20 protein-coding genes are annotated in these 23,425 nt (G+C 68.7%); 12 read left to right on the top strand and 8 right to left on the bottom strand.

All coding sequences use genetic code 11. The features are described from left to right. The first annotated feature begins 52 nt into the window (after nucleotides 1–52). A complete protein-coding gene (locus M0G41_RS14595; protein WP_248210582.1) occupies nucleotides 53–919 on the top strand; it encodes an FHA domain-containing protein in 867 nt (288 codons plus the stop codon). Here the strand turns inward: M0G41_RS14595 and M0G41_RS14590 are convergent. Both M0G41_RS14590 and msrP read right to left on the bottom strand, forming a co-directional pair. Continuing rightward, nucleotides 857–1,471 (bottom strand): protein-methionine-sulfoxide reductase heme-binding subunit MsrQ, encoded by a 615-nt coding sequence (locus M0G41_RS14590; RefSeq protein WP_425511262.1) that lies wholly within the window; start codon nucleotides 1,469–1,471, stop codon nucleotides 857–859. The two genes, M0G41_RS14595 and M0G41_RS14590, sit on opposite strands and share 63 nt — an antisense overlap. A 35-nt stretch (nucleotides 1,472–1,506) precedes the next feature. Next, nucleotides 1,507–2,460 (bottom strand): protein-methionine-sulfoxide reductase catalytic subunit MsrP, encoded by a 954-nt coding sequence (msrP, locus tag M0G41_RS14585; RefSeq protein ID WP_248210581.1) that lies wholly within the window; start codon nucleotides 2,458–2,460, stop codon nucleotides 1,507–1,509. An 81-nt stretch (nucleotides 2,461–2,541) separates the two neighbouring features. On the opposite strand from msrP, the gene M0G41_RS14580 reads away from it, so the two are divergent. From M0G41_RS14580 to M0G41_RS14550, 7 genes are all read left to right on the top strand, one after another. Beyond that, nucleotides 2,542–5,676: a bifunctional diguanylate cyclase/phosphodiesterase gene (locus M0G41_RS14580; protein WP_248210579.1), complete on the top strand. Its 3,135-nt coding sequence runs from the start codon at nucleotides 2,542–2,544 to the stop codon at nucleotides 5,674–5,676. 129 nt (nucleotides 5,677–5,805) lie between these two features. After that, the gene (gene serC, locus M0G41_RS14575; RefSeq protein ID WP_248210577.1) at nucleotides 5,806–6,891 is read left to right on the top strand and encodes a 3-phosphoserine/phosphohydroxythreonine transaminase; all 1,086 of its coding nucleotides are present in this window, start codon (nucleotides 5,806–5,808) and stop codon (nucleotides 6,889–6,891) included. Between the two features lie 231 nt (nucleotides 6,892–7,122). Then, nucleotides 7,123–8,283, top strand: coding sequence for a phosphoglycerate dehydrogenase (locus M0G41_RS14570; protein ID WP_248210576.1), 1,161 nt, complete (start codon nucleotides 7,123–7,125; stop codon nucleotides 8,281–8,283). Beyond that, entirely contained in the window at nucleotides 8,280–9,473 is a 1,194-nt protein-coding gene (pheA, locus tag M0G41_RS14565) for a prephenate dehydratase (RefSeq protein WP_425511261.1), read from the top strand. Before M0G41_RS14570 ends, pheA begins: the two co-directional genes overlap by 4 nt. A gap of 80 nt (nucleotides 9,474–9,553) precedes the next feature. Then, on the top strand, nucleotides 9,554–10,678 hold the full coding sequence (hisC, locus tag M0G41_RS14560; protein ID WP_248210573.1) for a histidinol-phosphate transaminase: 1,125 nt from the start codon (nucleotides 9,554–9,556) through the stop codon (nucleotides 10,676–10,678). Further along, nucleotides 10,672–11,982 carry a 3-phosphoshikimate 1-carboxyvinyltransferase gene (gene aroA, locus M0G41_RS14555; RefSeq protein WP_248210571.1) on the top strand — a complete coding sequence of 437 codons (1,311 nt, stop codon included), beginning with the start codon at nucleotides 10,672–10,674 and terminating at the stop codon, nucleotides 11,980–11,982. Before hisC ends, aroA begins: the two co-directional genes overlap by 7 nt. A gap of 113 nt (nucleotides 11,983–12,095) precedes the next feature. Continuing rightward, a complete protein-coding gene (locus M0G41_RS14550) occupies nucleotides 12,096–12,278 on the top strand; it encodes a hypothetical protein (RefSeq protein ID WP_248210569.1) in 183 nt (60 codons plus the stop codon). Between the two features lie 336 nt (nucleotides 12,279–12,614). Here the strand turns inward: M0G41_RS14550 and M0G41_RS14545 are convergent, their stop codons facing one another. Beyond that, nucleotides 12,615–13,445 carry a DUF6471 domain-containing protein gene (locus M0G41_RS14545; protein ID WP_248210567.1) on the bottom strand — a complete coding sequence of 277 codons (831 nt, stop codon included), beginning with the start codon at nucleotides 13,443–13,445 and terminating at the stop codon, nucleotides 12,615–12,617. A 99-nt stretch (nucleotides 13,446–13,544) separates the two neighbouring features. Here M0G41_RS14545 and M0G41_RS14540 point away from each other — a divergent pair, with 99 nt between their 5' ends. From M0G41_RS14540 to M0G41_RS14530, 3 genes are read left to right on the top strand one after another with little or no spacing between them, the layout of a single operon-like run. Continuing rightward, on the top strand, nucleotides 13,545–15,062 hold the full coding sequence (locus tag M0G41_RS14540) for an FAD-binding oxidoreductase (protein ID WP_248210565.1): 1,518 nt from the start codon (nucleotides 13,545–13,547) through the stop codon (nucleotides 15,060–15,062). Beyond that, nucleotides 15,049–15,465: a hypothetical protein gene (locus tag M0G41_RS14535; RefSeq protein ID WP_248210564.1), complete on the top strand. Its 417-nt coding sequence runs from the start codon at nucleotides 15,049–15,051 to the stop codon at nucleotides 15,463–15,465. The genes M0G41_RS14540 and M0G41_RS14535 overlap by 14 nt, the downstream gene beginning before the upstream one ends. A gap of 51 nt (nucleotides 15,466–15,516) precedes the next feature. Continuing rightward, nucleotides 15,517–15,783 carry a DksA/TraR family C4-type zinc finger protein gene (locus M0G41_RS14530; protein WP_248210563.1) on the top strand — a complete coding sequence of 89 codons (267 nt, stop codon included), beginning with the start codon at nucleotides 15,517–15,519 and terminating at the stop codon, nucleotides 15,781–15,783. 29 nt (nucleotides 15,784–15,812) lie between these two features. On the opposite strand, the gene M0G41_RS14525 is transcribed toward M0G41_RS14530, so the two are convergent. Next, nucleotides 15,813–16,487, bottom strand: coding sequence for a DUF4124 domain-containing protein (locus M0G41_RS14525; RefSeq protein WP_248210562.1), 675 nt, complete (start codon nucleotides 16,485–16,487; stop codon nucleotides 15,813–15,815). Between the two features lie 88 nt (nucleotides 16,488–16,575). Between M0G41_RS14525 and M0G41_RS14520 the strand changes: the two genes are divergently transcribed. Next, nucleotides 16,576–17,019, top strand: coding sequence for a VOC family protein (locus M0G41_RS14520; protein WP_248210561.1), 444 nt, complete (start codon nucleotides 16,576–16,578; stop codon nucleotides 17,017–17,019). Between the two features lie 278 nt (nucleotides 17,020–17,297). Here the strand turns inward: M0G41_RS14520 and rsxB are convergent, their stop codons facing one another. The 4 genes from rsxB to M0G41_RS14500 all read right to left on the bottom strand — a co-directional run bounded on the left by rsxB (nucleotide 17,298) and on the right by M0G41_RS14500 (nucleotide 23,295). Beyond that, a complete protein-coding gene (gene rsxB / locus M0G41_RS14515) occupies nucleotides 17,298–17,837 on the bottom strand; it encodes an electron transport complex subunit RsxB (protein ID WP_248210559.1) in 540 nt (179 codons plus the stop codon). Then, on the bottom strand, nucleotides 17,837–18,415 hold the full coding sequence (gene rsxA, locus M0G41_RS14510; protein ID WP_248210556.1) for an electron transport complex subunit RsxA: 579 nt from the start codon (nucleotides 18,413–18,415) through the stop codon (nucleotides 17,837–17,839). The genes rsxB and rsxA overlap by 1 nt, the downstream gene beginning before the upstream one ends. 58 nt (nucleotides 18,416–18,473) lie before the next feature. After that, nucleotides 18,474–20,582, bottom strand: a complete 2,109-nt coding sequence (metG, locus tag M0G41_RS14505) for a methionine--tRNA ligase (RefSeq protein ID WP_248210555.1) — start codon at nucleotides 20,580–20,582, stop codon at nucleotides 18,474–18,476. 673 nt (nucleotides 20,583–21,255) lie between these two features. Beyond that, entirely contained in the window at nucleotides 21,256–23,295 is a 2,040-nt protein-coding gene (locus M0G41_RS14500) for an alpha/beta hydrolase family protein (protein WP_248210554.1), read from the bottom strand. Between the last annotated feature and the right edge of the window lie 130 nt (nucleotides 23,296–23,425).

Below are 23,425 nucleotides of genomic sequence, written 5' to 3'. Positions count from 1 at the left end.
TCGCCGTGCCGCCAGTGCTAGAGTCCCTGCGAGGGGCGGAAGGGGCCGCGCGATGCGCATCAGTTTTCCCAACGGCGAGCACACGGACGTAGCACTGGAGGGCGGTGAGCTGACGCTCGGCGCGGCTGCAGGCAACGACATCGTGTTGCCGGTGGAGGGCGTGCTGCCCCGCCACGCCATCATCAGCATCGATCCGCAGCGCGGCATCCTGCTGCACGTGGCTGCCGCGGGTGCCCAGGTGCACGTCAACGGCCGCCAGGTGCTGGAGTTTGCCCTCCTGCGACTGGGTGACGTGCTGAGCCTGGGCCGCGCCCAGTTGCTGCTCAAGCCGGAGCGGGACCAGTCGATCGTGGTCCGCGTGCCTGACCAGTCCGCCCCGGAAAGCGCTGATCCTGCCGCCCGCGCCGCATCATCGAGGGTGGTACTGCGCGGGGTGGCCGGGGGCTTCTACGGACGCAGCATTTCGCTGCAGTCGCGAGTGGTCGTCGGGCGCGGCAAGGACGCCGGTATCCGCATCGACGATGCGGAGATTCCCGACCAGGCCCTGTCTTTCGAGGTGCATGGCGATCGCGTCGTGCTGCGCGACCTGGGCACCCAGGACGGCGTCGTGGTAAATGGGGTGCCGGTTCGCAACGCCATCCTCCATCCCGGCGACCAGATTGCTCTCGATGTCCATCGATTCGTGCTCGAGGCGCCGGGCCTTCCGGCGCGCGGCGCAGCGACCGACGACGAGCCGATCCAGCCCGGTGCCAATGCCGGCAGCACGCAAACCCTGCGTGCGGTGCGCGCCGAGTCGCCGGCGCCGCAGTCCCCGAGCGATGCCGAGGCCTCAGGTGGTGGCCGTTTCGGCTGGCTGCTACTGGCCGCGAGCCTGCTTGCCGCGGCGCTGGCCGCGCTGTTCCTGCTCGGTCCGCGCTGAGCCCCCGCGGCGCACGCGCGCCGCCAGCAGCACCAGCAGGATCACGCCGTACAGGGCCGGTTCGCGCCAGTCCGCCTTCACCTGCCACCAGAAGTGCAGGATCGCCAGGATGCCGGCCGGGTAGACGGCGCGGTGCAGCGCGTTCCAGCGGCGTCCGAGGTGGCGCATGGCCGTACGGGTGGAGGTGGCGGCCAGGGGCAGCATGAGCAGCCACGATGCGAAACCGACGGTGATGAAGGGACGCTTGAGCAGGTCCTCGCCGATCTGTGTCCAGTATCCGCCGAGATCGAGCACCAGGTAGATCGCGAGATGCAGGGAGGTGTAGAAGAACGCGTAGAGGCCGAGCATGCGCCGGAAGCGGAGCGGCCAGGGACGACCCAGCAGACGGCGCAGCGGCGTCATCGACAGGCAGGCAAGCAGTGCCCAGAGCGCCCACTCACCGGTCCTGTGGGTCAGTTCGGCCACCGGGTCGGCGCCGAGCCGGTCGGCCTGGACATCGGCAAGCAGCGCAGCGAACGGCAGCAGAGCACAGGCGTGCGCGGCGGCCTTCAGCCAACGCCAGCGCGCTGCCGGGCCCGGTGCCGTACTCAGAAGTACCTCGCCAGATCCATTCCGGTGTAGAGCGAAGCGACCTGTTCGGCATAGCCGTTGAAGGGCAGGGTGGGAATGCGCCGCGCAAACAGCCGGTTTCCCGAGCCGGCCAGCCGGCGCTCGGACTTCTGGCTCCAGCGCGGGTGGTCGACGGCCGGATTCACATTGCTGTAGAAGCCGTACTCGTCGGGCGCCGAGCGGTTCCAGCTGGTCGGTGGCTGGGTCTCGGTGAAGGCGATGCGGACGATCGACTTGATGCTCTTGAAGCCATACTTCCAGGGCACCACCAGGCGCAGCGGCGCGCCATTCTGGTTGGGCAGCTCGCGGCCGTACATGCCCGTCGCCAGCAGGGTCAGCGGGTGCATGGCCTCGTCGATCCTCAGCCCTTCCACATAGGGCCAGTCCAGCACCGGAAAACGTACCCCGGGCATCTGCCGCGGATCGGCCAGCGTGGTGAAGGCCACGTACTTCGCCCGGCTGGTCGGCTCGAACAGCCGGATCAGCGCGCCGAGTTCGAAGCCCTGCCACGGGATCACCATCGACCATCCCTCGACGCAGCGCAGGCGGTAGATGCGCTCGACGATCGACATGCGGGCCAGGATGTCCTCGAGGGCGAACACGCCCGTTCGTGCGGCCTCGCCGCTCACGGCGACGCTCCAGGGCCGGGTGACCAGGCTGTGCGCGTGGCGCGCCGGATCTGCCTTGCCGGTGCCGAATTCGTAGAAGTTGTTGTAGCCGGTGGCGTCCTCGAACCGGGTCAGCGCCTCGATGCTGCGAAACGGGTCGTCGCCTGCGGGCGGGGCCGCCGCGAGGTCCTGCTCGGCGCTCTGGCCGCAGCCGGCGAGCGCGACGGCACCCAGCCCGGCGGCACCGGCGAGCAGGGCCCGTCGGCGATAGAGCACTTCCGGGGTCACCACCGATTCGGGGAGGCTTCGGACGGGACGCGGCATGCGGGGTTCCTCCCGACCCGACGCGGGTCGACACGTCGATATACTCCAGCCACACGATAGTCGTGAGGCAATGCACTCCGCGTGATCGCCCCCAGCGAGCTGATAGCCGCCTTTCGCGACGCGCGCGCCGCCGTTCTGCTCGTGCGCGCCGAGGACGGCACCCTGCTGGGCCTCAATCCCGCGGCCGAGCTGCTGCTGGGCTGGAGCGCCGCAGAGGCAACGGGGCGCAGTCCGCAGCAGCTGTCGCTCTGGCCCGATGTCTCTTCGCGTGCGCGCCTCTGGCGCGACATCGGCGCTTCGGGCAGCGCCCGCGGCGTGGCGCTGTCGCTGCGTCGACGCGACGGCCGCCTGCTTGCCCTGCGCCTGGACTGCGAGTCGTTGAGCACCCGCGAAGGTATCGGCCTGCTCTGCTTGCTGACACCTGACCGTGGCGAGGCGCGCAGCGACCACGCCAGCGCGCTGACCCGGCGCGGCGGCCTGTGGTTCCGCTGCGATGCGCAGGGAGGGATCAGCGAGGTCTCCGAGCTGCTGCGCCGCCTGCTGGCGGGAAATGCCGAGGTCGCGGTCGCTGATGTGGTGCGCCATCGCGATGAGCCCGGATTCCTCCGGCGGCTCGACACGCTGCGCCATCCCGGTGACACCCATGTCGAGCGCTGTGCCCTGCGCGCCGGGGACGGGCGCATCATCTGGGTCGACGAGCGCCTGCAGCGGGTCAATGCCCAGGGCGACATGCTGGCCAGCCTCCGCGATGTCACGCTGCAGGTCGAGCAGGCCGAGGCGCTTCGGCAGGAGCGCGCCCTGTTCAAGGTGCTGGTCGACAACTGCCGCGACGGGGTGTTTCTGATCCAGCACGGCAAGGTGGTCTTTGCCAATGCCGCCCAGGCCGACATGCTGCGCAGACCGCTGGAGCAGCTGGTCGGCACCGAGTACATGACCCTGGTCCACCCCGAAGACCGCGAGGCCCAGCTGGATCGCAAGCAGGCGCGTGAATCCGGGTCGACCGACGCCCAGCGCTATCGGATCCGTCTGATACGCGGCGACGGCAGTGTCGCGGTCTTCGAGGTCAATGCTGATGCGGTCTGGTACGAGGGTGCGCTGGCGTCGTCGGGGGTGATGCGCGACATCACCGAAGAGTCGGCGCGCCAGGCGGCGGTGGCCGCTGCCGAGAAACGCTACCGCGAGCTGTTCGAGAGTGCCCCGGTCGGACTGTTCAAGAGTGCGCTCGACGGCCGGGTCATCGAAGTGAACCCTGCCCTGGTTCGCCTTCTCGGCTTCCACGACGCCGAGGAGTTCTACTCCGCCGGACTGCGCTCCGCCGATCTGTACGCCGATCCTGGCGCGCGCGGCGATCTGCTTGCCCTGCTGCAGCGGGACGGCCGGGTAGAGGAACATGAGCTGTGCCTGCGGGCCCGCGACGGCAGTCCGCGCTGGGTTCGGGTCAACGTGCGTCGGTTCGACCAGCCCGGCGGCGAGCCCGAGTTCGCCGGTTCGGTGCAGGACATCTCACAGCGTCGCAAGGCGGAACTGCGTGTTCAGAGCTCGGAGCGCATGTACCGCGCCCTGGTCGAGCACGCCCAGGTCGGCGTATTCGTCTCCGACGGCGAGCGCTTCACCTATGTCAACCACACCCTATGCCGGCTGCTCGAGGCCAGCGAACAGGAACTGCTGGCACGCACCGTGGCCGAGTGGAGGGCGCCTGATCACGCGGCCGACTGCGCTGCGGCCTGGCGTCGCCTCCTGCGCGGCGAGAGTGAGGGCGAGGAGTTGGAAAGCTGCTATCTGCGTCCGCGCGGAAGCAGGGTGTGGGTCACCGAAAGCGTTGGCCGGGTGGAGATCGACGGCCGGCAGATGCTGACCGGTACCCTTCGCGACATCAGCCGGCAGCGGGAGGTCGAACGGCGGCTGCGCTACTACGCCACCCATGATCCGCTGACCGGCCTGCCCAACCGGCTGGACTTCCAGCAGCGCCTCGATGAGCTGATCCACGATGCCCGTCAGCGCGGCGAGCACGACTACGCGGTGCTGTTCCTGGACCTGGATGGCTTCAAGCTGATCAATGACAGCCTCGGCCATGCCGCCGGCGACCGGCTGCTGGTCGGGCTGGCCGGCAAGGTCACGGACCTGCTCGGCGGCCAGGCCCTGGTGGCCCGCTACGGTGGCGACGAGTTCACCATCCTGCCCTATGGTCGCTGCGACCGCGTGCGGGCGATCGAGATCGCGCAGCGGGTGTGCGACCTGTTCGAGACGCCGATCGTGATGGGCGATGACGAGGCGTTCTCCAGCGCAAGCGTCGGCGTCGTGCTGGGCTCGCCTGCCTACGTCGAGGCCAGTCAGGTGCTGCGTGATGCGGATACCGCGATGTACCGGGCCAAGGCCGCGGGCAAGTCCGGATTCGCGATGTTCGACGAGGCCATGCACGCCGAGGCGAGGCAGCGGTTCGAACTCGAGGTGGCCATGCGCGCCGGGCTCGAGCGCGGCGAGTTCGAGGTGCACTTCCAGCCGATCGTCGAGCTTGCGAGCCGGCGCGTGGTCGCCTGCGAGGCGCTGATCCGTTGGCGGCATCCGGAGCGCGGCCTGCTCCTGCCCGGCGAGTTCCTCCAGGTCGCTGAAGAGAGCGCGTTGATCCTTCGCATCGACAGTCTTGCGCTGGAGCAGAGCTGCCGCGCGCTCAGGCAATGGCATGAGCGCGGGCTCGCCGATGAGGCCTTCAGACTCAACGTCAACGTCAATGACCGGCAGGTCACCTCCACGGCCTTCCCCGACGAGCTGCGCGACGTTCTGCGTCGCGCCCATCTCGACCCGGGTGTGCTGCGGCTCGAGATCACCGAGTCGGTGTTCCGCAACGGTCGCCATCGGGCTACCAGCCTGCTGCAGGCGCTCAAGCAGGTCGGCGTGCAGCTGGTGGTGGATGACTTCGGCATCGGCTACTCCTCGCTGGACAGCTTTGCCGCGGCCCCGTTCGACGCGCTGAAGATCGATCGCGGCTTCGTCGAGGATCTCGCCAGCAACGCGCGGCATCGGGCCATCGTCCGCACCGTGATCGGCTTCGGCGTCGACCTTGGCCTCAACCTGACCGCGGAGGGCATCGAGGAGGAGGAGCAGGAGCGATTCCTGCTGGCCGCCGGCTGTGGCCACGGCCAGGGATTCCGCTACGGGAAGGCGGTGCCCGCGGCCGAGTTCGAGCGCCTTCTGGCAGGGCAGCAGCGGGCCGCCTGAGGCGCTTTCAAGCGTGGGCGCGGGCCGTTTCAGGCGCAACGGATCGGTGATGCACTGATGCCGTGCATCGCACTTTTTTGCTGCACTGCGCCATGCTAGTGTCGGGCGCAGTTTTCCTTGGAGTGTTCCATGTCGCGTGCGTACAACTTCAGCGCCGGACCCGCGGCGCTGCCGGAGCCTGTCCTCGAGCAGGCCAGGGATGAACTGCTTGAGTGGAAGGGAGAGCGCGCCAGCGTCATGGAGGTCAGCCATCGCGGCAAGGCCTTCGTCGCCATGGCCGAGGAATCCGAAGCCGACCTGCGCACCCTGCTCGCGGTCCCCGATGACTACGCCGTGCTGTTCCTGCAGGGCGGGGCGACGCAGCAGTTCGCCCAGATCCCGCTGAATATCGCGACGCCCGGCCAGGCTGCGGACTACCTGGTCACCGGCGCCTGGGGCCAGAAGGCCGTCTCCGAGGCCAAGCCCTACGTCAACGCGCGCATCGCCGCCAGCACGGAGGAGGGCAGGTTCACCGATGTGCCGGATGCCGACAGCTGGAGCGTCGATCCCGCCGCCGCCTACCTGCACTACACACCGAACGAGACCATCCACGGCGTCGAGTTCCATGCCCTGCCGGACAGCGGCGACGTGCCCCTGGTGGGCGACTTCAGCTCGACCATCCTGTCGCGGCCTGTCGATGTGTCGAAGTTCGGCATCATCTACGCCGGCGCGCAGAAGAACATCGGCCCGAGTGGCCTGGTGCTGATGGTCATCCGCCGCGAGCTGATGGAGCGCAGCGGACAGGCCCGGGCCAAGATCCTGAACTTCGCCGCGCAGGCCAAGGAAGGCTCGATGCTGAACACGCCGCCGACCCTGTCCTGGTACCTGGCAGGTCTGGTGTTCAAGTGGCTGCGCGAGCAGGGCGGTCTGGAGGCCATGGCCAAGCGCAACCAGGCCAAGGCAGACCTGCTCTACGCCGCGATCGACAACTCGGGTGGCTTCTACCGCAATCCCGTCGCGCCCCGCGCGCGCTCCTGGATGAATGTGCCCTTCACCCTCAAGGATGCGGCGCTGGACAGCGCCTTTCTCAAGGAGTCGGAAGCCGCCGGGCTGCTGGCGCTCAAGGGGCACCGCGCGGTCGGCGGCATGCGCGCTTCGATCTACAACGCGATGCCGATCGAGGGCGTCAAGGCGCTGGTCGACTTCATGGCCGATTTCGCGAGGCGCAACGGGTAGCCACGAGGGAAGGGGGGCAAACGTCCGGAATGGGCGCGAAGCAGACCTTCCGCAGAACCCGAATGTAGGAGCCAGCTTGCTGGCAATCGTCCCGACCGGGGCGCCTATCGCCAGCAAGCTGGCTCCTACAGCGGGGCCGGGGCGAATGCGAACTTCGCGCCCATTCCCGCTCCCCGGCCCTGTTGCTTCCGCCGCGCCCACCACAGCTTTCCAACTAGCAGGACCTGATCCATGTTCAAGATCCAGACCCTCAACAACATCTCGCGGATCGGACTCGAGCGGCTGCCCGCGGGCCAGTACAACGTGGCCAGCGACCAGACCGATCCGGACGCGCTGCTGGTGCGTTCAGCCGACCTGCACAAGATCGAGATTCCGGCCAGCGTGCGGGCCATCGGTCGCGCCGGCGCCGGCACCAACAACATCCCGGTCGCCGAGATGTCCAAGCGCGGCGTGCCGGTATTCAATGCACCCGGCGCCAACGCCAATGCGGTGAAGGAGCTGGTGCTGGCCGGCATGCTGCTGTCCTCGCGCAACATTCCGGACGCCCTGGCCTTCGTATCGACCCTGCCCGAGCATGCTGACGCCCACCACGCCATGGAGGCGGAGAAGAAGCGCTTCGTCGGCAGCGAGCTGTCCGGCAAGACCCTCGGCGTGGTTGGTCTGGGCGCGATCGGCGTGCGTGTGGCCAATGCGGCGCGGGCGCTCGGCATGCGCGTGTTCGGCTTCGACCCGCACATGACCGTGGACGGCGCCTGGCAGCTGTCGGCCGACGTGGTCAAGGCCGGCAGCCTCAACGAGCTGTATGCCGCCTCCGACTTCATCAGTTTCCACGTGCCGTTGAACGACGCCACCCGTGGCGTGTTCAAGGCCGAGTCGCTGCAGGTGGCGCGGCGCGGCGTGGTGCTGCTCAACTTCGCCCGTGACGGGATCATCGACGCCGGCGCCCTCAAGGCCGGTCTCGATGACGGCACCATCGGCCGCTACGTCACCGACTTCCCGTCCAAGGAGCAGGCCGTGCATCCGCGGGTGATCGGCCTGCCGCATCTTGGCGCCTCCACTGCCGAGGCCGAGGAGAACTGCGCGGTGATGGTGGTCGACCAGCTGCGTGACTTCCTCGAGAACGGCAACGTACTGAACTCGGTCAACTTCCCCAATACGCGGATGGCGCGCGAGGGCAAGGCGCGGCTGTGCATCGCCAACCAGAACCGTCCCGGCATGATCGGTCGGCTCTCGCAGGTGCTGGGCGAAGCCGGCCTGAACATCGCGCAGATGCACAACGCATCGCGGGGTGAGCTGGCCTATACCCTGGTCGACATCGACTCCCCGGCGGATGCCGCCGCGCTGGAGACGATCGCGGCGGTCGAGGGCATCCTGGCGCTGCGGGTCGTGTGATGGCCGGCAAGGGGAGGGGGAAGGCGGCTGCCGGCGTCAGGCCAGCCAAGGCCGGCAAGCCGCCGAAGGCTGCGGCACCGGCTGGCAAGGTCAAGGCGGCAAAGGACGCCAGTGGCCCGGCGCTGGCCGAGGCGCGCCAGCGCATCGACCATATCGACCTGACCATCCAGACCCTGATCGCCGAACGCGCGCGCTGGGCGCAGCATGTCGGGCGGGCCAAGGGTCCGCTGAAGCCAGCGCTCGACTACTACCGTCCCGAGCGCGAAGCGCAGGTCCTGCGTCGGGTCGTCGACCGCAACGACGGCCCGCTCGCCGACGAGGTGCTGGTGCGCCTGTTCCGCGAGATCATGTCGGCCTGCCTTGCGCAGCAGGAGCCGCTCAAGATCGGCTTTCTCGGGCCCGAGGGCACCTTCTCGCAGCAGGCGGTGTTCAAGCACTTCGGGCACAGCGCCCACGGCCTGCCGCTGTCGAGCATCGAGGAGGTATTCCAGGAGGTCGAGTCGCGCAATGCCGACTTCGGCGTGGTGCCGGTGGAAAACTCGGGACAGGGCACCATCCAGGTCACCCTCGACATGTTCCTGACCTCCTCGCTGAAGATCTGTGGCGAGGTGGAGCTGCGCGTGCACCAGTACATGCTTTCGCGCAGCGGGCATCTGGAGGACGTCGAACGCGTCTACGCCCACCCGCAGTCGCTGGCCCAGTGCAAGGCCTGGCTGCGCCAGCACCTGCCCAAGGCAGAAAAGATCCCGACCTCCAGCAATGCCGAGGCGGCGCGCCGCGCCCGCTCGGCCGACGACGCCGCGGCCATTGCCGGGCAGAGCGCAGGGCATGTCTACGGGCTCAAGGCCATCGCCGGCCCGATCGAGGACCGTCCGGACAACACCACCCGTTTCCTCGTGCTCGGCCGCGAGCTGTTCCCGCCCTCGGGCAACGATCGCACCTCGGTGCTGGTCTACGTCAAGGACCAGCCCGGCGCGCTGTACAACGTGCTGCGTCCGCTGGCCGAGCACGGCCTGTCGATGAACCGTATCGAGTCACGCCCGGCGCACCAGGGTCTGTGGCGCTATGCCTTCTTCATCGACTTCGGTGGACATGTGGACGACGAGCCGGTGCGCCGCGCCTTGCGTGACATCGGCGAGTGGGCCTCCGAGGTCAAGATTCTCGGCTCCTATCCCTGCGCCGTGCTGTAGGCTCAGCGGGCGCGGCATCGGCGTGTTTCGAGCGACCGGTGCGGCCGCCCTTCCGAATCTCTTCCGACGGACCGTGCAGCATGAGCCAGGTCGATTTCGCTTCCCTTGCGGCCGCCCCGATCCGCGCCCTGCGCGCCTACGATCCGGGGCATGATCTTGTCGCCCTGCGCCGTCAGCACGCGCCGCTGCCGCTGGTCGAGCTGGGCTCGAACGAGAACTCCTATGGCCCCAGCCCGGCGGTGGTCGCGGCCCTGCAGTCGGCCCTGCCGGAACTCTACCGCTACCCCGATCCGCTGGGCGGCGACCTGAAACGCGCGCTGGGCCGGCTGCACGGCGTAGAGCCGCGGCAGATCGTGCTCGGCAACGGCTCGCACGAACTGCTGATGCAGGCCGCGCAGGTCTTCGCCGGCCCCGGCGATGAAGTGCTGATGTCGCAGTACGGCTTCGCCGTGTACGCCATCGCCGCCATGGCGGTTGGCGCCACGGTTGTGCAGGGCGCCTCGCTGCCGGCCGAGGGCCCGATGCCGCTCGGCCATGACCTCGGCGCGATCGCCACGCGCATCAGTCCGGCGACCCGGCTGGTCTACCTGTGCAATCCGAACAACCCGACCGGCACCTGGTTCAGGCCGGCCGCGCTGGAGGCGTTCCTCGGTCACCTGCCGCAGCACGCGGTGCTGGTCGTCGACGAGGCCTACGCGGAGTACGCCGACGATGCGGGATACGCCAGCGCCCTGCCGCTGCTGCCGTCGCATCCGCGCATGCTGGTGATGCGGACCTTCTCCAAGGCCTATGGCCTGGCCGGGATCCGCGTCGGCTACGCGGTCGGCCACCCCGAGCTGGTCGGGATGTTCGAGCGCGTGCGCGAGTCGTTCAACGTCAGCCTGCCCAGCCTGGTTGCGGCCGAGGCGGCGCTGGGCGATCAGCCGCATGTCGCTGCCGTGCGCCAGCGCAACGCCACCGAGCGCGACTGGCTGGCCGGGGAACTGCGCGCACGGGGTTTTCCCACCGCGGACTCGCAGACCAATTTCCTGCTTACCCGCTTCGGCCCGGACTGCGCGGCCATCGAGGCCGACCTGCTCCGCCAGCGCGTGGTGCTGCGGCCCATGGCCGGCTATGGCCTGCCCGAGTATCTGCGCATCACCATCGGTCGGCGCGACGAGAACCGCGCGTTGCTGGCCGCCCTCGACGGAAAGGAAGCATGCTGACCTGGATTGCATCGCAAGGCGGCCCGCTGCGCGGGGAACTGCGCGTACCGGGAGACAAGTCGGTCTCGCACCGGGCCATCATGCTGGCCTCGCTGGCCGAGGGCGTCTCGCGCATCGAGGGCTTTCTCGAAGGCGAGGACACCCGGGCGACGGCAGCGGCGTTTCGCGCCATGGGCGTGCGCATCGAGTCGCCTTCAGACGGCGCGCGCATCGTTCACGGCGTCGGCCTGCGCGGCCTGTCGGCGCCGGCTGCCGATATCGACTGCGGCAACGCCGGCACCGGCATGCGGCTGATGGCGGGCGTGCTCGCCGGCCAGGCCTTCGACAGCCGACTGATCGGCGACGCCTCGCTCTCGCGCCGGCCGATGCGCCGGGTGACCGAGCCTCTGGCCCGGATGGGGGCGCAGATCGACAGCGAGCCCGGTGGGCTGCCGCCCCTGCGCATCCACGGCGGGCGGGTGCTCAGGGGCATCGAGTACGCCACGCCGGTCGCCAGCGCACAGGTGAAGTCGGCCGTCCTGCTGGCCGGGCTCTACGCCGAGGGCGAGACCGTGGTCCGCGAACCGCATGCCACCCGCGACTACACCGAGCGCATGCTGCAGGCCTTCGGCTGGCCGGTAGAGCACCGCGAAGGTGAGGCGCGGCTGTGCGGCGGCGGCCGACTGGTTGCCCGTGATATCGAGGTGCCTGCGGACTTCTCCTCGGCGGCGTTTTTCATTGTTGCCGCCAGCGTGATCCCCGGATCCGACCTGCTGCTGCGCGATGTCGGCGTGCACCCGCGGCGAACCGGGTTGCTGCGCGCGCTGCGGCTGATGGGCGCTGATATCACCTTGCTGGATCCGCGTGAGCGCCAGGGTGAGCCGATTGCGGACCTGCGCGTCCGACACGCAGCCTTGCGCGGCGTCGAAGTGCCCGAGGACGTCGTGCCGGACATGATCGACGAGTTCCCGGCCCTGTTCGTTGCCGCCGCGCTGGCCGAAGGGCGCACCAGAGTCAGCGGCGCGGCGGAGCTGAGGGTCAAGGAGTCCGACCGCATCGGCACCATGGCCCAGGGCCTGAAGGCGCTCGGCGCGCGTATCGAGGAAACCCCGGATGGCGCCCTGATCGAGGGCGGTACCCTGGACAGCGGCGCGGTCGACAGCCACGGCGACCACCGCATCGCCATGAGTTTCGCCATCGCCGGCCAGCGCGCGCGGGGCGAGGTGCGCATCGGCGATTGCGACAACGTGGCGACGTCGTTCCCCGGCTTCGACGCGCTGGCCCGCGGCTGCGGTTTCGGCCTGCGCGAGGCTGTGCCGGGCTGAACGGCGGTTGGATCGGGCCCGCCCGGCCGACTGCTGGCGCCGACTGTGCGCTGCGTGCCCGGCGCCATCGGCGAGGTCCTGATAGGCTGGGGTGGGCCACCCGGAGTCCACCCATGCGACGCCACCATCTCATCGCGCTTGCCTGTTTTGCCTTGGCCCTGGTCTTCTACACGCTGGCCCTGGCGCCTGTCGTTCCCGTGCTGCTGGCCATCGGCGTGCTCGCCGAACTGGCCGGCTGGATCGCCCTGTTCCGCGCCGGCCGCCCCGAGCCAAGCGATCCCGCCAAGGCGGATTGAGGGCGCAGAGTTCGCATTCGCCTCGGTCCCGCTGTAGGAGCCAGCTTGCTGGCGATCGTTCCTTTCGGGCGCCTATCGCCAGCAAGCTGGCTCCTACATGCGGATTCTGCGGAACGTCCGCTTCGCGCCCGAGCCGGGCATGGCGACCACCTTTGCAACGAAGCCCGACTGTGGGAGTGGGCTTGCCCGCGACCGCGACGCTACAGATTCACCGCAGATCGGGGAAAGACCCCAACTCCGCGGTCGCGCCCAAGGACACTTCCACAAAACACCGGCCCAATTTATGCACCGGGGCGAATGCGAGCTTCGCGCCCAAAGTCCGCTTTCGTTCGCGCGCTACCCGCGCCTTTTCGGCCGCCTCGCCGGCGTTGCGCGCACATCCGAGTCTTCGGTTGCCTGCCTGAGCGCGGTGGCGACCGAGAACACCCAGGGTCGCAGCGCCATGGCGACGCCGACGCTGTGCTTGCGCTCGACCGGCAGGAAGGCGTCCAGCTCGGCCAGCTCGGAGACTTCCTGGGCCAGCTTCTCCATCTTCCGGCGGACTACTTGCAGGGAAGCCTCGCTGAGCTCGCGCACCTCGAAGCGGAGCAGGGCGCGTTCGCCCTGGAAGCGGTCGAGCAGGAACTCCTGCAGCACGGCTGCCCCGTAGCGGCGCCGGACCGGCCCCTGGGTGCGCCAGCGGAAATCGCGTGGCACACGTAGACGGATCCGATCCTGGGGCAGCAGCTCGATCAGACCGAGCTGGTCGAGTCGGGCGAGCAGCAGGGTACGGTCGGTGCCGCGGAAGCCGTACTGGCGGGCCATGTCGGAGAGAGTCCAGCCCTGGACCAGCAGATGAAAGCACAGCAGCAGACGCGGATCGGCGGCCAGTGCCTTTTCCTGCGAGACGCTGAGCTCGCGCAACTCTGCGGCCCGCGCCTGGCGACTCTGGCACAGCGCGCCCAGCTCGATGTCGAGCGCGCTGCAGCAGGCCAGCAGCTGCTGCAGGCTGAAGCGGCCGCGGGAGAACAGGCGCTTGACGCTGGGCTCGGACAGGCCGATGCGCTCGCCAAGCTGGGCATAGGTCAGGCCCTCCTGGCGCAGTCGCCGCTTGAGGGCTTCGACCAGCGCCCATTGCTCGGGACCCGGATCGGCGCTTTCCGGATCCTTAACATGCGGGTTATTCACGACAGGCCCTCGGGTATCGAATAACGATACTTTGCCGGATAAGGTTGCGAGACGCTACGCCGCGCGATTGGCTTGCCGCACCCCACACCGGAATCGGCCATGCACGCCCAGCACGCCCTTGCCCCGCCTCCCGCCCCCGTGCGCGTTCTTCAGCGCGGGGCCCCGCCCGGAGCGGCGGGCTCGCTGGTCGATGCCCGCAACCGCTACCGCAACGACATTCACAGCCGGCTGAACCCGACGCGCCACGCCAGGGTCTTCCTGCCCGAAGGGCCGGAGGAGGTCGCCGAGCTGCTCGTCGAGGCGCGCAGTGCAGGCAAGAGCGTCGCCTGCGCCGGCGCCCAGCACGCCATGGGTGGCCAGCAGTTCCTCGAGGACGGATGGCTGCTGGATACGCGGAGAATGGCCGGAGTGCTTGATTTCGACGCTGATCGGGGTCTGGTACAGGTCGCCGCCGGCACGCGCTGGCCGGCCCTGCAGCGTTTTCTGGCGGCGCGCCGAGATGGCGCGGGGCGCGGCTGGTCGATCGCCCAGAAGCAGACCGGTGCCGACGACTTCAGCCTCGGCGGCTCGCTGGCCTCCAACATCCACGGCCGCGGGCTGGATCGTCCACCCCTGGTCGACGATATCGAGAGGTTTACCCTGGTCCTGCCGCAGGGCTGCGCGCTGGAAGTCGACAGGCAGCGCGAACCCGAGCTGTTCTCGCTCGCAGTCGGCGGCTATGGCCTGTTCGGGGTGGTCAGCGATCTCACCCTGCGGCTGCGACCGCGCCAGCTGCTTCAGCGATCAGTGCGTCTGCTGCGCCGCGACGGGCTGGCCGAGGCCTTCGAGTCCGCGCGGCGGGAGGGCGCCCGCTTCGGTGACTTCCAGTTCGCGATCGATCCGCGGTCGGCGGACTTCATGGACCTTGGCATCCTCGCCTGCTATCTGCCCACCGAGGGCGAGCTGCAGGATGCCGGGGCGGGCGCGACGCTGTCGGCCTCCGACTGGCAGGAGCTGCTGCGCCTGGCGCATGTCGACAAGAGCGAGGCGTTCCGCCGCTACAGCGGGTTCTATCTGTCCACCCACGGGCAGCGCTATGCCTCCGATGACCACCAGTTCGGGGTCTACCTCGATGGCTATCACTCCGCCATCGACGCCGGGCTCGGGCATCGCGGCTCGGAGGTGATCACAGAACTCTACGTTCCACCGAATGAGATCGGGCGGTTCCTTGGCGCCCTGGCCTGCCTGTGTCGCGAGTCCGGGATGGATGTGGTGTACGGCACCGTGCGGCAGATCCGCCGTGACGCCGAGACCCTGCTCAGCTGGGCCCGGGATGACCGGGCCTGCGTGGTACTGAACCTGCACGTCCGCCACGATCAGGAGGGCATGCTGAGGATGCATCGCGACCTACGCCAGCTCTACGATCTGGCGCTGGGTTTCGGCGGCAGCTTTTATCTGAGCTATGGGCTGCACGCCTCGGCAGCACAGCTTCGCGCGGCCTACCCGGACGTGGACCGTTTCGTCGCCGCCAAGCGACGGCTGGACCCCGGCGAGGTCTTGAGCAGCAGCTGGTTCGAACGACTGTCGCGCATCCTGGGCAGCCGCGCAGCGAGGGGAGACCTCGATGGACAGGCCTGAGCGGATGGGTTGGCAGAAGGTGCCGGTGCTCGTCCTGCTCGGGGGCGCCGGTGTGCTGGCCAGCGCGACGGTACTGACCCTGCAGGGTCTTACCTTTGCCGGGGCCCTGCTGGCGATCGGCCCCTGTCTGATGGTGCTGGGGGTCTCGTTCTTCATCGACCCGCGATGGTCGCGGGGCACCGGCGGACTCCTGCTCGGCCTGCCGATCGCGATCAACCTCGCGTATCAGCTCTACGTCGGGCTGGGCGCCCCGCCCGGGAAGTGGACGGCCCTGCACATGGCCTGGAGCTCGCACCTGTTCGGCTTCGGATTGGCAGCGTGGTGGCTGTTGCTGGGCGTGTCCCGATCCTTGCTTGCAGCCTGGGCCCGGCGGGCTGACGACGTCTCGCAAGTGGGCGGGTAGCCCCCCTTCCGCAACGCCGTACAATGGAGGCTCGATTCAGGAGGATGCGTCATGGCGACGGGATGGGCCGGCGACGGCGCCGTGCAGGATCAGATCGACGCGACCGTGAAGGACGCGATCAAGCGTGCCCGAAGCCAGCTGCCCGCGGGGCCCGGTCGCAGCCACTGCGAAGAATGCGATGCCGAGATACCCGAGGCCCGTCGTCGGGCCCTGCCGGGCGTGCGCCTCTGCGTTGCCTGCCAGGAGGCAGCCGATCGCGAACAGGCTGCGGCCGCAGGCTACAACCGGCGCGGCAGCAAGGACAGCCAGCTGCGCTGAGCGTGTAATGGCCCCGGTCTGGTGGCGCCCTAGTCGCAGTGGCGGTCGCGGACCTTTCGGGCATCGGCCAGATAGACGCCGCCCTCTGCCTTGCCGGCGTTGATCTGCTCGATGTGCAGCTTGGCCAGCTCGCAGGCCTCGAGGCGGGTCAGGGCGCGGGCCGGGTCAAGCACCTCGCGCAGCGGGGTGACGGTCTCCATCCAGACCCGCCCTCCGGTCTCCTCGTCGATCACGAAGCCCTCGATCTTCTCTCCGCCGAACCGGCTGCGCTCGCACTCGCCGCTGCGGATGTAGGTGCTGCTGTCAGGGCGCAGGCATTCCACCGCATCGCTGGGCGGCTCGCTCACCGCCGGCGTGCCCGAGAACTGGGCCGGTGGCGGAGGGGAGCCCACGGTGGGCTCGCCGACCGGCTCGTCGGCCTCGATGGATGCGTTCTCAGACTCGGCAGGCGTGGGGGAGGGGGGCGGAAGCGCAGCAGGGGGGGCGGGCGCCACGGCCGCGGCCGGCGCGGCGCGGGGCGGCGCCTCCATCGGATCGTAGGGGATCCGTCCCGCATCCAGCTGGTCTTCGCCGCAGGGCTTTTGTTGGAAACTGGTCACGCCGTCGTTGCCGCGGCAGCGGTAGAGGGCGTTTTCCGACTCCTTTGCGACCGGTACGGCGGGCAGGAGCATCAACAGGGCGAAGGCTGGCAGGCGCAGGTTCATGCATGGGCGGCGGGTCGGGTTTGCCCTAGCATACGCGCAAACCCCGCCTCTGGTCGGCGCCGTGGAACTTAACAAGGAGTTGAGAAATATGGCCGAGCGCCCGCGTTTCCATCTGGCCTTTCCGGTCACCGACCTCGAGGCGGCGCGCGGCTTCTACGCCGGCGTGCTGGGCTGCGCCACCGGTCGCGAGTCCGCCAACTGGATCGACTTCGACTTCTTCGGCCACCAGCTGGTGGCCCATCTGGTCGCGCCCGAAGCGCACCCCGCCGCGGCCAGCAATGCGGTGGACGGGCATGAGGTGCCTGCTTCGCACTTCGGCGCGGTGCTCGGCTGGGATGAGTTCCAGCCGATGGTCGCCCGACTGCGCGCCGCCGACGTGCCCTTCCTGATCGATCCCTACGTGCGCTTCGAGGGCCGTCTCGGCGAGCAGGCCACCTGCTTCGTTCGCGACCCCAGTGGAAACGCCCTTGAGTTCAAGGCCTTCCGCGACATTGACGCGCTCTTCGCCAAGGATATCGACGTCTATCGGTGAGCGGCGGTATCGGCGCAAAGCAGACATTCATAGGGTGCGGCTGGCCGCACCGGGCGTACCGTCCGAACGCCCGTATCGGTGCGCCAAGGCGCTCCCTATGAGGCTTCGCTGACGCCCAACGAAGCCCGACCGTAGGAGCGCACATGGGCGCGACCGCGACGCGGCATGTTCACCATGGACCGCGGCCAGAGCGAATCTCCGCGGTCGCGGCCATGTCCGCTCCTACGAAGAGCACGGCCGATCGGGGGCGGTGGCGAACGTCTGCTTCGCGCCCCTTCCTATCCTTCACGCTCCGCCAGATCCGGCCGTCTGGGCAGCAGCACGGGCCGCGGAGCGGGGATCAGATCGATGCAGTCGACCGGGCAGGGTGGCAGGCAGAGTTCGCAGCCTGTGCACAGATCTGCGACGACGGTGTGCATCAGCCGGCTGGCGCCGACGATCGCATCGACCGGGCAGGCGTCGATGCATTTGGCGCAGCCGATGCACTCCGGCTCGCGGATGTAGGCGACCTGCGGCGGCTTGTGCTCGCCGTGCTCGGCGGACAGCGGCTTGGCTTCGACGCCGAGCAGGCGGGCCAGGGCGCGGACGCCGTCCTCGCCACCGGGCGGGCACTGGTTGATGTCCGCCTCGCCGCGTGCGATGGCCTCGGCGTAGGGCCGGCAGCCGGGGTAGCCGCACTGGGCGCACTGGGTCTGCGGCAGGACGGCGTCGATCTCATCGACCAGGCTGTCCTCGTCGGCGCGAAAGCGCCAGGCAGCCCAGCCCAGCAGTCCTCCAAGGATGAGGCAGAGCGCGGTGATCGCGAGCACGGCCGTCATCAGCGGTCGAACCCGGCAAAGCCCATGAAGGCCAGGGCCATCAGCGCGGCAGTGACCAGGGCAATCGGAGTCCCGCGCAGCGGCGCGGGCACGGGCGAGGCCTCAAGCCGCTCGCGCATCGCGGCGAACAGCACCAGCACCAGGCCGAACCCGACCGCGGCGCCGAAGCCCGAGAGGATCGCGTGCAGCAGGTCATGTTCGGCCTGCACGTTGAGCAGGGCGACGCCGAGCACGGCACAGTTGGTGGTGATCAGCGGCAGGAAGATGCCCAGGGTGCGGTACAGAAGCGGGCTGCGCGCGCGCATCAGCTGCTCGGTGAACTGCACCACCGATGCGATGACCAGGATGAAGCCCAGCGTGCGCAGGTGTTCGAGCCCAAGCGGAACCAGCAGCCAGTGATGGATCATCCAGGCCAGGAGGGCCGAGAGGGTGAGCACGAAGCCGGTAGCCAGGGCCATGCCGTAGGCGGTGTCGAGGTTCTTCGACACGCCCATGAACGGGCACAGACCGAGGAACTTGGCCAGGACGAAGTTGTTGACCAGGGCCGCGCCGAGAAAGGTAAGCGCCAGGGACTCCATCAGTCGAAGCGCTGCCCCGATCCTTGGCCTCCGCGACCCTGCCGCTCCCCGGTCGGCATCAGCGCACCGGCATGCCCGCTTCGGCGCCGGCGTCGGCATCCAGCAGGAACAGGTCGCCGCCGTCGAAGCCGGCAGACAGGATCATCCCTTCGGAGACGCCGAAGCGCATCTTGCGCGGCGCGAGGTTGGCGATGAACACGACGCTGCGCCCGACCAGCTTTTCGGGCTCGCCGTAGCTGGCGCGGATGCCGGAGAAGATCTGCCGCTCGCCCAGCGAACCGGCGTCGAGCTTGAAGCGCAGCAGCTTGTCCGACCCTTCGACGAAGTCGCATTCGAGCACCTTGCCGATGCGCAGGTCGAGCTTGGCGAAGTCGGAAATGGCGATGGTCTCGGGCGTTGCGTTCGGGGATTCGTTGGCGGTCACGGTGGGGCTCTTCTTCTTTGCAGCGTTGTTGGGGTCGGGCTGGGCGGCGTCGGCCGCAGGCGCGGCCTGCAGCGACTCCTTGGACGCCTCGACCATGGCTTCGATCTGTTTCGGGTCGACCCGGGTCAGCAGCGCCTGGTAGGGCTGGATCAGGTGGTCGACCAGCGGCTCGGCCAGTGCGTCGAAACGATCGAGTGAGGTGTTCAGGATCTCCGCGGCGCGGCGGGCGGTCTCGGGCAGGATCGGGGCGAGGAAGCCGGCAAGCAGGCGGAACTGGTTCAGGGCCAGTGAGCAGATATCGTGCAGCGCTGCGTCCTGGCCCTCCTGCTTGGCCAGCTGCCAGGGCGCCCTGGCAGCGATCAGCTCGTTGGTGGCGTCGGCCACGGCCATGATGCTGCGGATCGCCTCGATGAAGTTGCCGGAGGTGTAGCCGCGGCCCGGCGTCAGGCAGTCGCGGACCAGCGCAGCGTACGACTCGCGGTAGAAGGCGAGCGAGGCCTCGCTGGGAGCGGGCGTCAGGCGGCCCTCGAAGCGCTTGCCGAGGAAGCCGGCGCAGCGGCTGGCGATATTGACGAACTTGCCGACCAGGTCGGCGTTTACCCGCTGCACGAAGTCCTCGAGGTTGAGGTCGAGGTCGTCGACACCGCCGGAGGACTTGGCCGCGAAGTAGTAACGCAGGTACTCGGGATTGAGCCCCGAGTCGAGGTAGGTGCGGGCCCGGATGAAGGTGCCGCGCGACTTGCTCATCTTCGCGCCGTTGACGGTCAGGTAGCCGTTCACGTGCAGGGCCGCCGGCTGGCGCCAGCCGGCGCCATGCAGCACCGCCGGCCAGAAAAGGCCGTGGAAGTTGACGATGTCCTTGCCGATGAAGTGGTGCAGCTCGGCATGGTCGCCCGGCCGCATCAGGGCCTCGAAGTCGCCGCCATCGACGGCGCACTGCGCCTGCAGGGCGGTGAGGTAGCCGATCGGCGCATCCAGCCAGACATAGAAGAACTTGCCCGGCTCACCCGGGATCTCGAAGCCGAAGTAGGGCGCGTCGCGGGAGATGTCCCAGTCGCGAAGACCGCCTTCGGAGTCCAGCCACTCGCGCAGCTTGGCCTTGACCCCCGAATGGGCGACGTCGCCCTTCAGCCAGTTCTGCAGGGCGCCGGAAAAGTCGCCCAGCTTGAAGAAGAAGTGCACCGACTCGCGCAGCTCCGGCGTCGCGCCGGAGACCGCCGAGCGCGGGTTCTTCAGTTCGGTCGGTGAGTAGGTGGCGCCGCAGTTCTCGCAGTTGTCGCCGTACTGGTCGGCGGTGCCGCAGCGCGGGCACTCGCCCTTGATGTAGCGGTCGGGCAGGAACATCTGTCGCAGCGGATCGTAGAACTGCTCGATTGACCGGCTGGCAATATGACCGCCGGCCTTGAGCTGTGCGTAGATTCGCTCGGTCAGCGCACGGTTCTCGGCGTCGTGGGTCGAGCGGTACTGGTCCCAGACGACGTGGAAGTCAGCAAAGTCGCGCTCGTGGCTGGCCTTCATCCCGGCAATGAACTGCTCGGGCGTCTGTCCGACCTTTTCCGCGGCCAGCATGATCGGCGTGCCGTGGGTGTCGTCCGCGCAGACGAAGCGCGCGTGGCGCCCCTGCATGCGCTGCGCGCGCACCCAGATGTCGCCCTGGATGTAGCCGACCAGGTGGCCAAGGTGCAGATGGCCGTTGGCATAGGGCAGGGCGCAGGAGACGAGCAGCTGGGGTGAACCGGTCATGGGCAGGGCAGGCGACGAGGCGGCCCGCGATTATCCCAGATTGGACACGGCCACCGGAGGACGCGGGTCCGGAGACACGGAAGACCCGCGCAGCGGTTGCTGGCGAGGGCCGTTCGTTTCGCGTGGACGGGATCTCACCCTGCTTGCGAGCGGGGGTGGGAGCGCAGAACGGGCGCGAACCGGACATTCATAGGGTGCGGCTTGCCGCACCGGGCGTACCATCCGAACGCCCATGTCGGTGCGCCAAGGCAAACCCTAAAGGCCTTCGCTGACCCCCAACGGTGCCCGACTGTGGGAGTGCCCTTGGGCGCGACCGCAGCGCTCCAGATTCACCACAGACTGCGGCCAGAGCGGGTCTCCGCGGTCGCGCCCGAGGGCACTCCCACAATTTGACTGCGGTAAGGGCTGCTTCGCGGCACAAACCGGACCTGGCAGCACCGTTGCTGTAGGAGCCAGCTTGCTGGCGATCGTCCCATCCGGGACGTCTATCGCCAGCAAGCTGGCTCCTACATTCGGGTTCTGCGGAAGGTCCTCTTCGCGCCCGAAGTGACCACCCGGCGCGTCTCAACCCGGGTCACCGTCCCTCCCGCGGGTGTGCCATGGCTCCCGGACCCTGCGCCAAAAAAGAACCCGGCCGGAGCCGGGTTCGAAAGGTTGCTGCGTGGCGCGTCGCTCAGTTTGCGGCGGCCACCGACTTCGAGCCGCCCGACTTGCAGGGGCCGTTGAGGAACTCTTCCATCAGCTTGAACTGGGTGCGGAAGTGGCGCGGGTACCAGGGCAGGCTGTGCGGCTGGTCCGGGATCAGCTCGTAGCGGGCCGTGACCTTGTCCTTGACCGCCTTGTAGAAGTCCTCGGCGTGCCAGGACGGCGTGCGCACGTCACGGTCGCCGACGAAGAGCAGCACCGGGATATTCGCCTTGTCGGTGTTCTTCATCGGATCCATGCCGGTCACCGTGCGGCCCTGCAGGATGCGCTGGATGCGACTGTCGCTCCAGGTATTGCCGAGGCGGGCGAGGTCGGTGACCGGGGCACCGGAGATCGCGCACTGGTAGGGGCTGTCCGGTCGCACCACGGCCGCGGCCGCGGCGAATCCGCCGTAGGAGTAGCCAAAGATGTGCAGGCGATCCGGGTCGGCGATGCCCTGCTCGACCAGCCAGGCAGCGCCGTCGTCCTTGTCGTCCTGCATCTTCTGGCCCCACTCGCTGTCACCGGCCAGCCACAGCTTGCGGCCAAGTCCGCTGGAGCCGCGGTACTGCGGACGCAGCACGGCGTAGCCGCGCGAGGTCAGGAAGGGCACCCAGCCCGAGGCATCCCAGCCGCCGCCGTCACGCGACCAAGGGCCGCCATGCGGATGGATGACGGTGGGCAGCGGGCCCTGATCCTTGGTCCAGCCGGCGGGCAGATCGAGGATGCCGGGGATCTCCAGGCCGTCGCGGGCCTTGTAGGTCACCCAGCGCTGCTCGCCAATGTCCTCGGGGTTGATCGAGGGGCGCGAGCGGCCGAGGGTCAGGACCTTCTTGCGGTCCAGCAGTACGTGGTAGGCCGGCGGATGGCGATGGCTCTGGGTGACGAACAGGACCCGCGAGCGATCGCTGTTGTAGCCGCTGATGCTGACCCGCTGCCCGGGGTAGAGCTTGCCGAGCGCCTCGTGGATGGATTTCAGCTCCGGATCCACGTAGACCACCTGCGGCACCATGGCCGCCACCGAGAAGCCGATCACCTGGTTGAAGTCGCTCTCGCGGGTGCCCTGGATGATGCCGCCGATCGAGAACTCCGGATGGGCGACCAGCGGCTCGTTGTCGAACTTGCGTGCCGTCGCGTCGTACATCCGCGCTTCGACGCGGTCCGAGTACAGGTCGGTCAGCACGTAGAACTTGCCGCTGGCCTCGTCGATGCCGACGAACTCGAAGGTGTAACGGTCGGACAGCTTGCGGGTAAGGTTCTCGTGCAGCTCGAACTCTTCACTGCCCGGCTTGCGGATGTAGATCTTCTGCTCGAACTCCTTGCTCGAGGCCTCCTCCAGCTCGGTGCGGGTCAGCACCTCGCCGTTGCGCGGGTTGAACAGGCCGGGCGAGGTCCGCCCGGTGCCGCGGAACAGCGACTTGGCCTCATCGGTCTTGAGGTTGTAGAGCACGTACTCCGAGGTCAGGGTCATCTGGTTGAGCTGCTGGACGATGACGTTCTCGGGGTCGAGCGGCAGGGTGCTGACCAGGTTGGCGGTGCCGGTCAGTTCGAGGCAGCGCTGCATCTGCTCGCTGATGCCGATGCGCCGCGCGTTCTTGGCGAAGGCCTCGTCGAACTTGCTGTGCTCGACGTCGGTGAGATAGGTCTTCGACACGAAGGTCTTGGTCGAGCCGGTGGTCTTGCCCTCGCCGCAGCCCTGCAGCGCGCCGGTGAATTCCTGGCGGGTGGCGACCAGGATGCGGTCGGCCTTCAGCGCCGAGGCGCCGATGAACTTCATGCGGTCGCCCGAAGCGGTCAGCCTGGGGCCGTCCTCGAGGCGATCGACGTTCCAGGTGGCAAGGGCGGTGTCGCCCTCCTCGCCGCCGCCCTTGACCAGGGCCACGATGTTGCGGCCATCGGCACTCATCGAGACCGACTGGATCTCCGGAACGTGGGAAAGCGACTCGATCGGAATGGGATTGCGGGCGTCGGCCTGGGCGGCCATGCCGACCGCCAGCGCGACCAGCGAAAGGCGAAACGTTGAGTTCATGCTCGTTTCCCTGTTGGGTATTGGATGAAGGGCGGATGCGGAGGATGGTAGCGCCACCGGCGTGATGCTGCTCCGGCCTGGCATCGACGCGGGAGCCGGCCTGGCGTGACGTCGATGCCGGTTCCGGAAA

This window comes from Pseudomarimonas salicorniae (assembly GCF_023156535.1).
Classification (GTDB): Bacteria; Pseudomonadota; Gammaproteobacteria; order Xanthomonadales; family Xanthomonadaceae; genus Pseudomarimonas; species Pseudomarimonas salicorniae.
Note: the sequence above shows the minus strand (reverse complement) of the source record. Positions and strands in the feature narration are given on the sequence as shown.

Excerpts from the sequence above, each read along its gene's own strand:
- M0G41_RS14570 (WP_248210576.1), top strand. The coding sequence starts at position 7,123 with ATGTTCAAGATCCAGACCCTCAACAACATCTCGCGGATCGGACTCGAG.
- M0G41_RS14595 (WP_248210582.1), top strand. The coding sequence starts at position 53 with ATGCGCATCAGTTTTCCCAACGGCGAGCACACGGACGTAGCACTGGAG.
- M0G41_RS14535 (WP_248210564.1), top strand. The coding sequence starts at position 15,049 with ATGGACAGGCCTGAGCGGATGGGTTGGCAGAAGGTGCCGGTGCTCGTC.
- M0G41_RS14520 (WP_248210561.1), top strand. The coding sequence starts at position 16,576 with ATGGCCGAGCGCCCGCGTTTCCATCTGGCCTTTCCGGTCACCGACCTC.
- rsxA (WP_248210556.1), bottom strand. The coding sequence starts at position 18,415 with ATGGAGTCCCTGGCGCTTACCTTTCTCGGCGCGGCCCTGGTCAACAAC.
- M0G41_RS14525 (WP_248210562.1), bottom strand. The coding sequence starts at position 16,487 with ATGAACCTGCGCCTGCCAGCCTTCGCCCTGTTGATGCTCCTGCCCGCC.
- hisC (WP_248210573.1), top strand. The coding sequence starts at position 9,554 with ATGAGCCAGGTCGATTTCGCTTCCCTTGCGGCCGCCCCGATCCGCGCC.
- rsxB (WP_248210559.1), bottom strand. The coding sequence starts at position 17,837 with ATGACGGCCGTGCTCGCGATCACCGCGCTCTGCCTCATCCTTGGAGGA.
- M0G41_RS14540 (WP_248210565.1), top strand. The coding sequence starts at position 13,545 with ATGCACGCCCAGCACGCCCTTGCCCCGCCTCCCGCCCCCGTGCGCGTT.
- aroA (WP_248210571.1), top strand. The coding sequence starts at position 10,672 with ATGCTGACCTGGATTGCATCGCAAGGCGGCCCGCTGCGCGGGGAACTG.
- M0G41_RS14550 (WP_248210569.1), top strand. The coding sequence starts at position 12,096 with ATGCGACGCCACCATCTCATCGCGCTTGCCTGTTTTGCCTTGGCCCTG.
- msrP (WP_248210581.1), bottom strand. The coding sequence starts at position 2,460 with ATGCCGCGTCCCGTCCGAAGCCTCCCCGAATCGGTGGTGACCCCGGAA.
- metG (WP_248210555.1), bottom strand. The coding sequence starts at position 20,582 with ATGACCGGTTCACCCCAGCTGCTCGTCTCCTGCGCCCTGCCCTATGCC.
- M0G41_RS14530 (WP_248210563.1), top strand. The coding sequence starts at position 15,517 with ATGGCGACGGGATGGGCCGGCGACGGCGCCGTGCAGGATCAGATCGAC.
- M0G41_RS14500 (WP_248210554.1), bottom strand. The coding sequence starts at position 23,295 with ATGAACTCAACGTTTCGCCTTTCGCTGGTCGCGCTGGCGGTCGGCATG.
- serC (WP_248210577.1), top strand. The coding sequence starts at position 5,806 with ATGTCGCGTGCGTACAACTTCAGCGCCGGACCCGCGGCGCTGCCGGAG.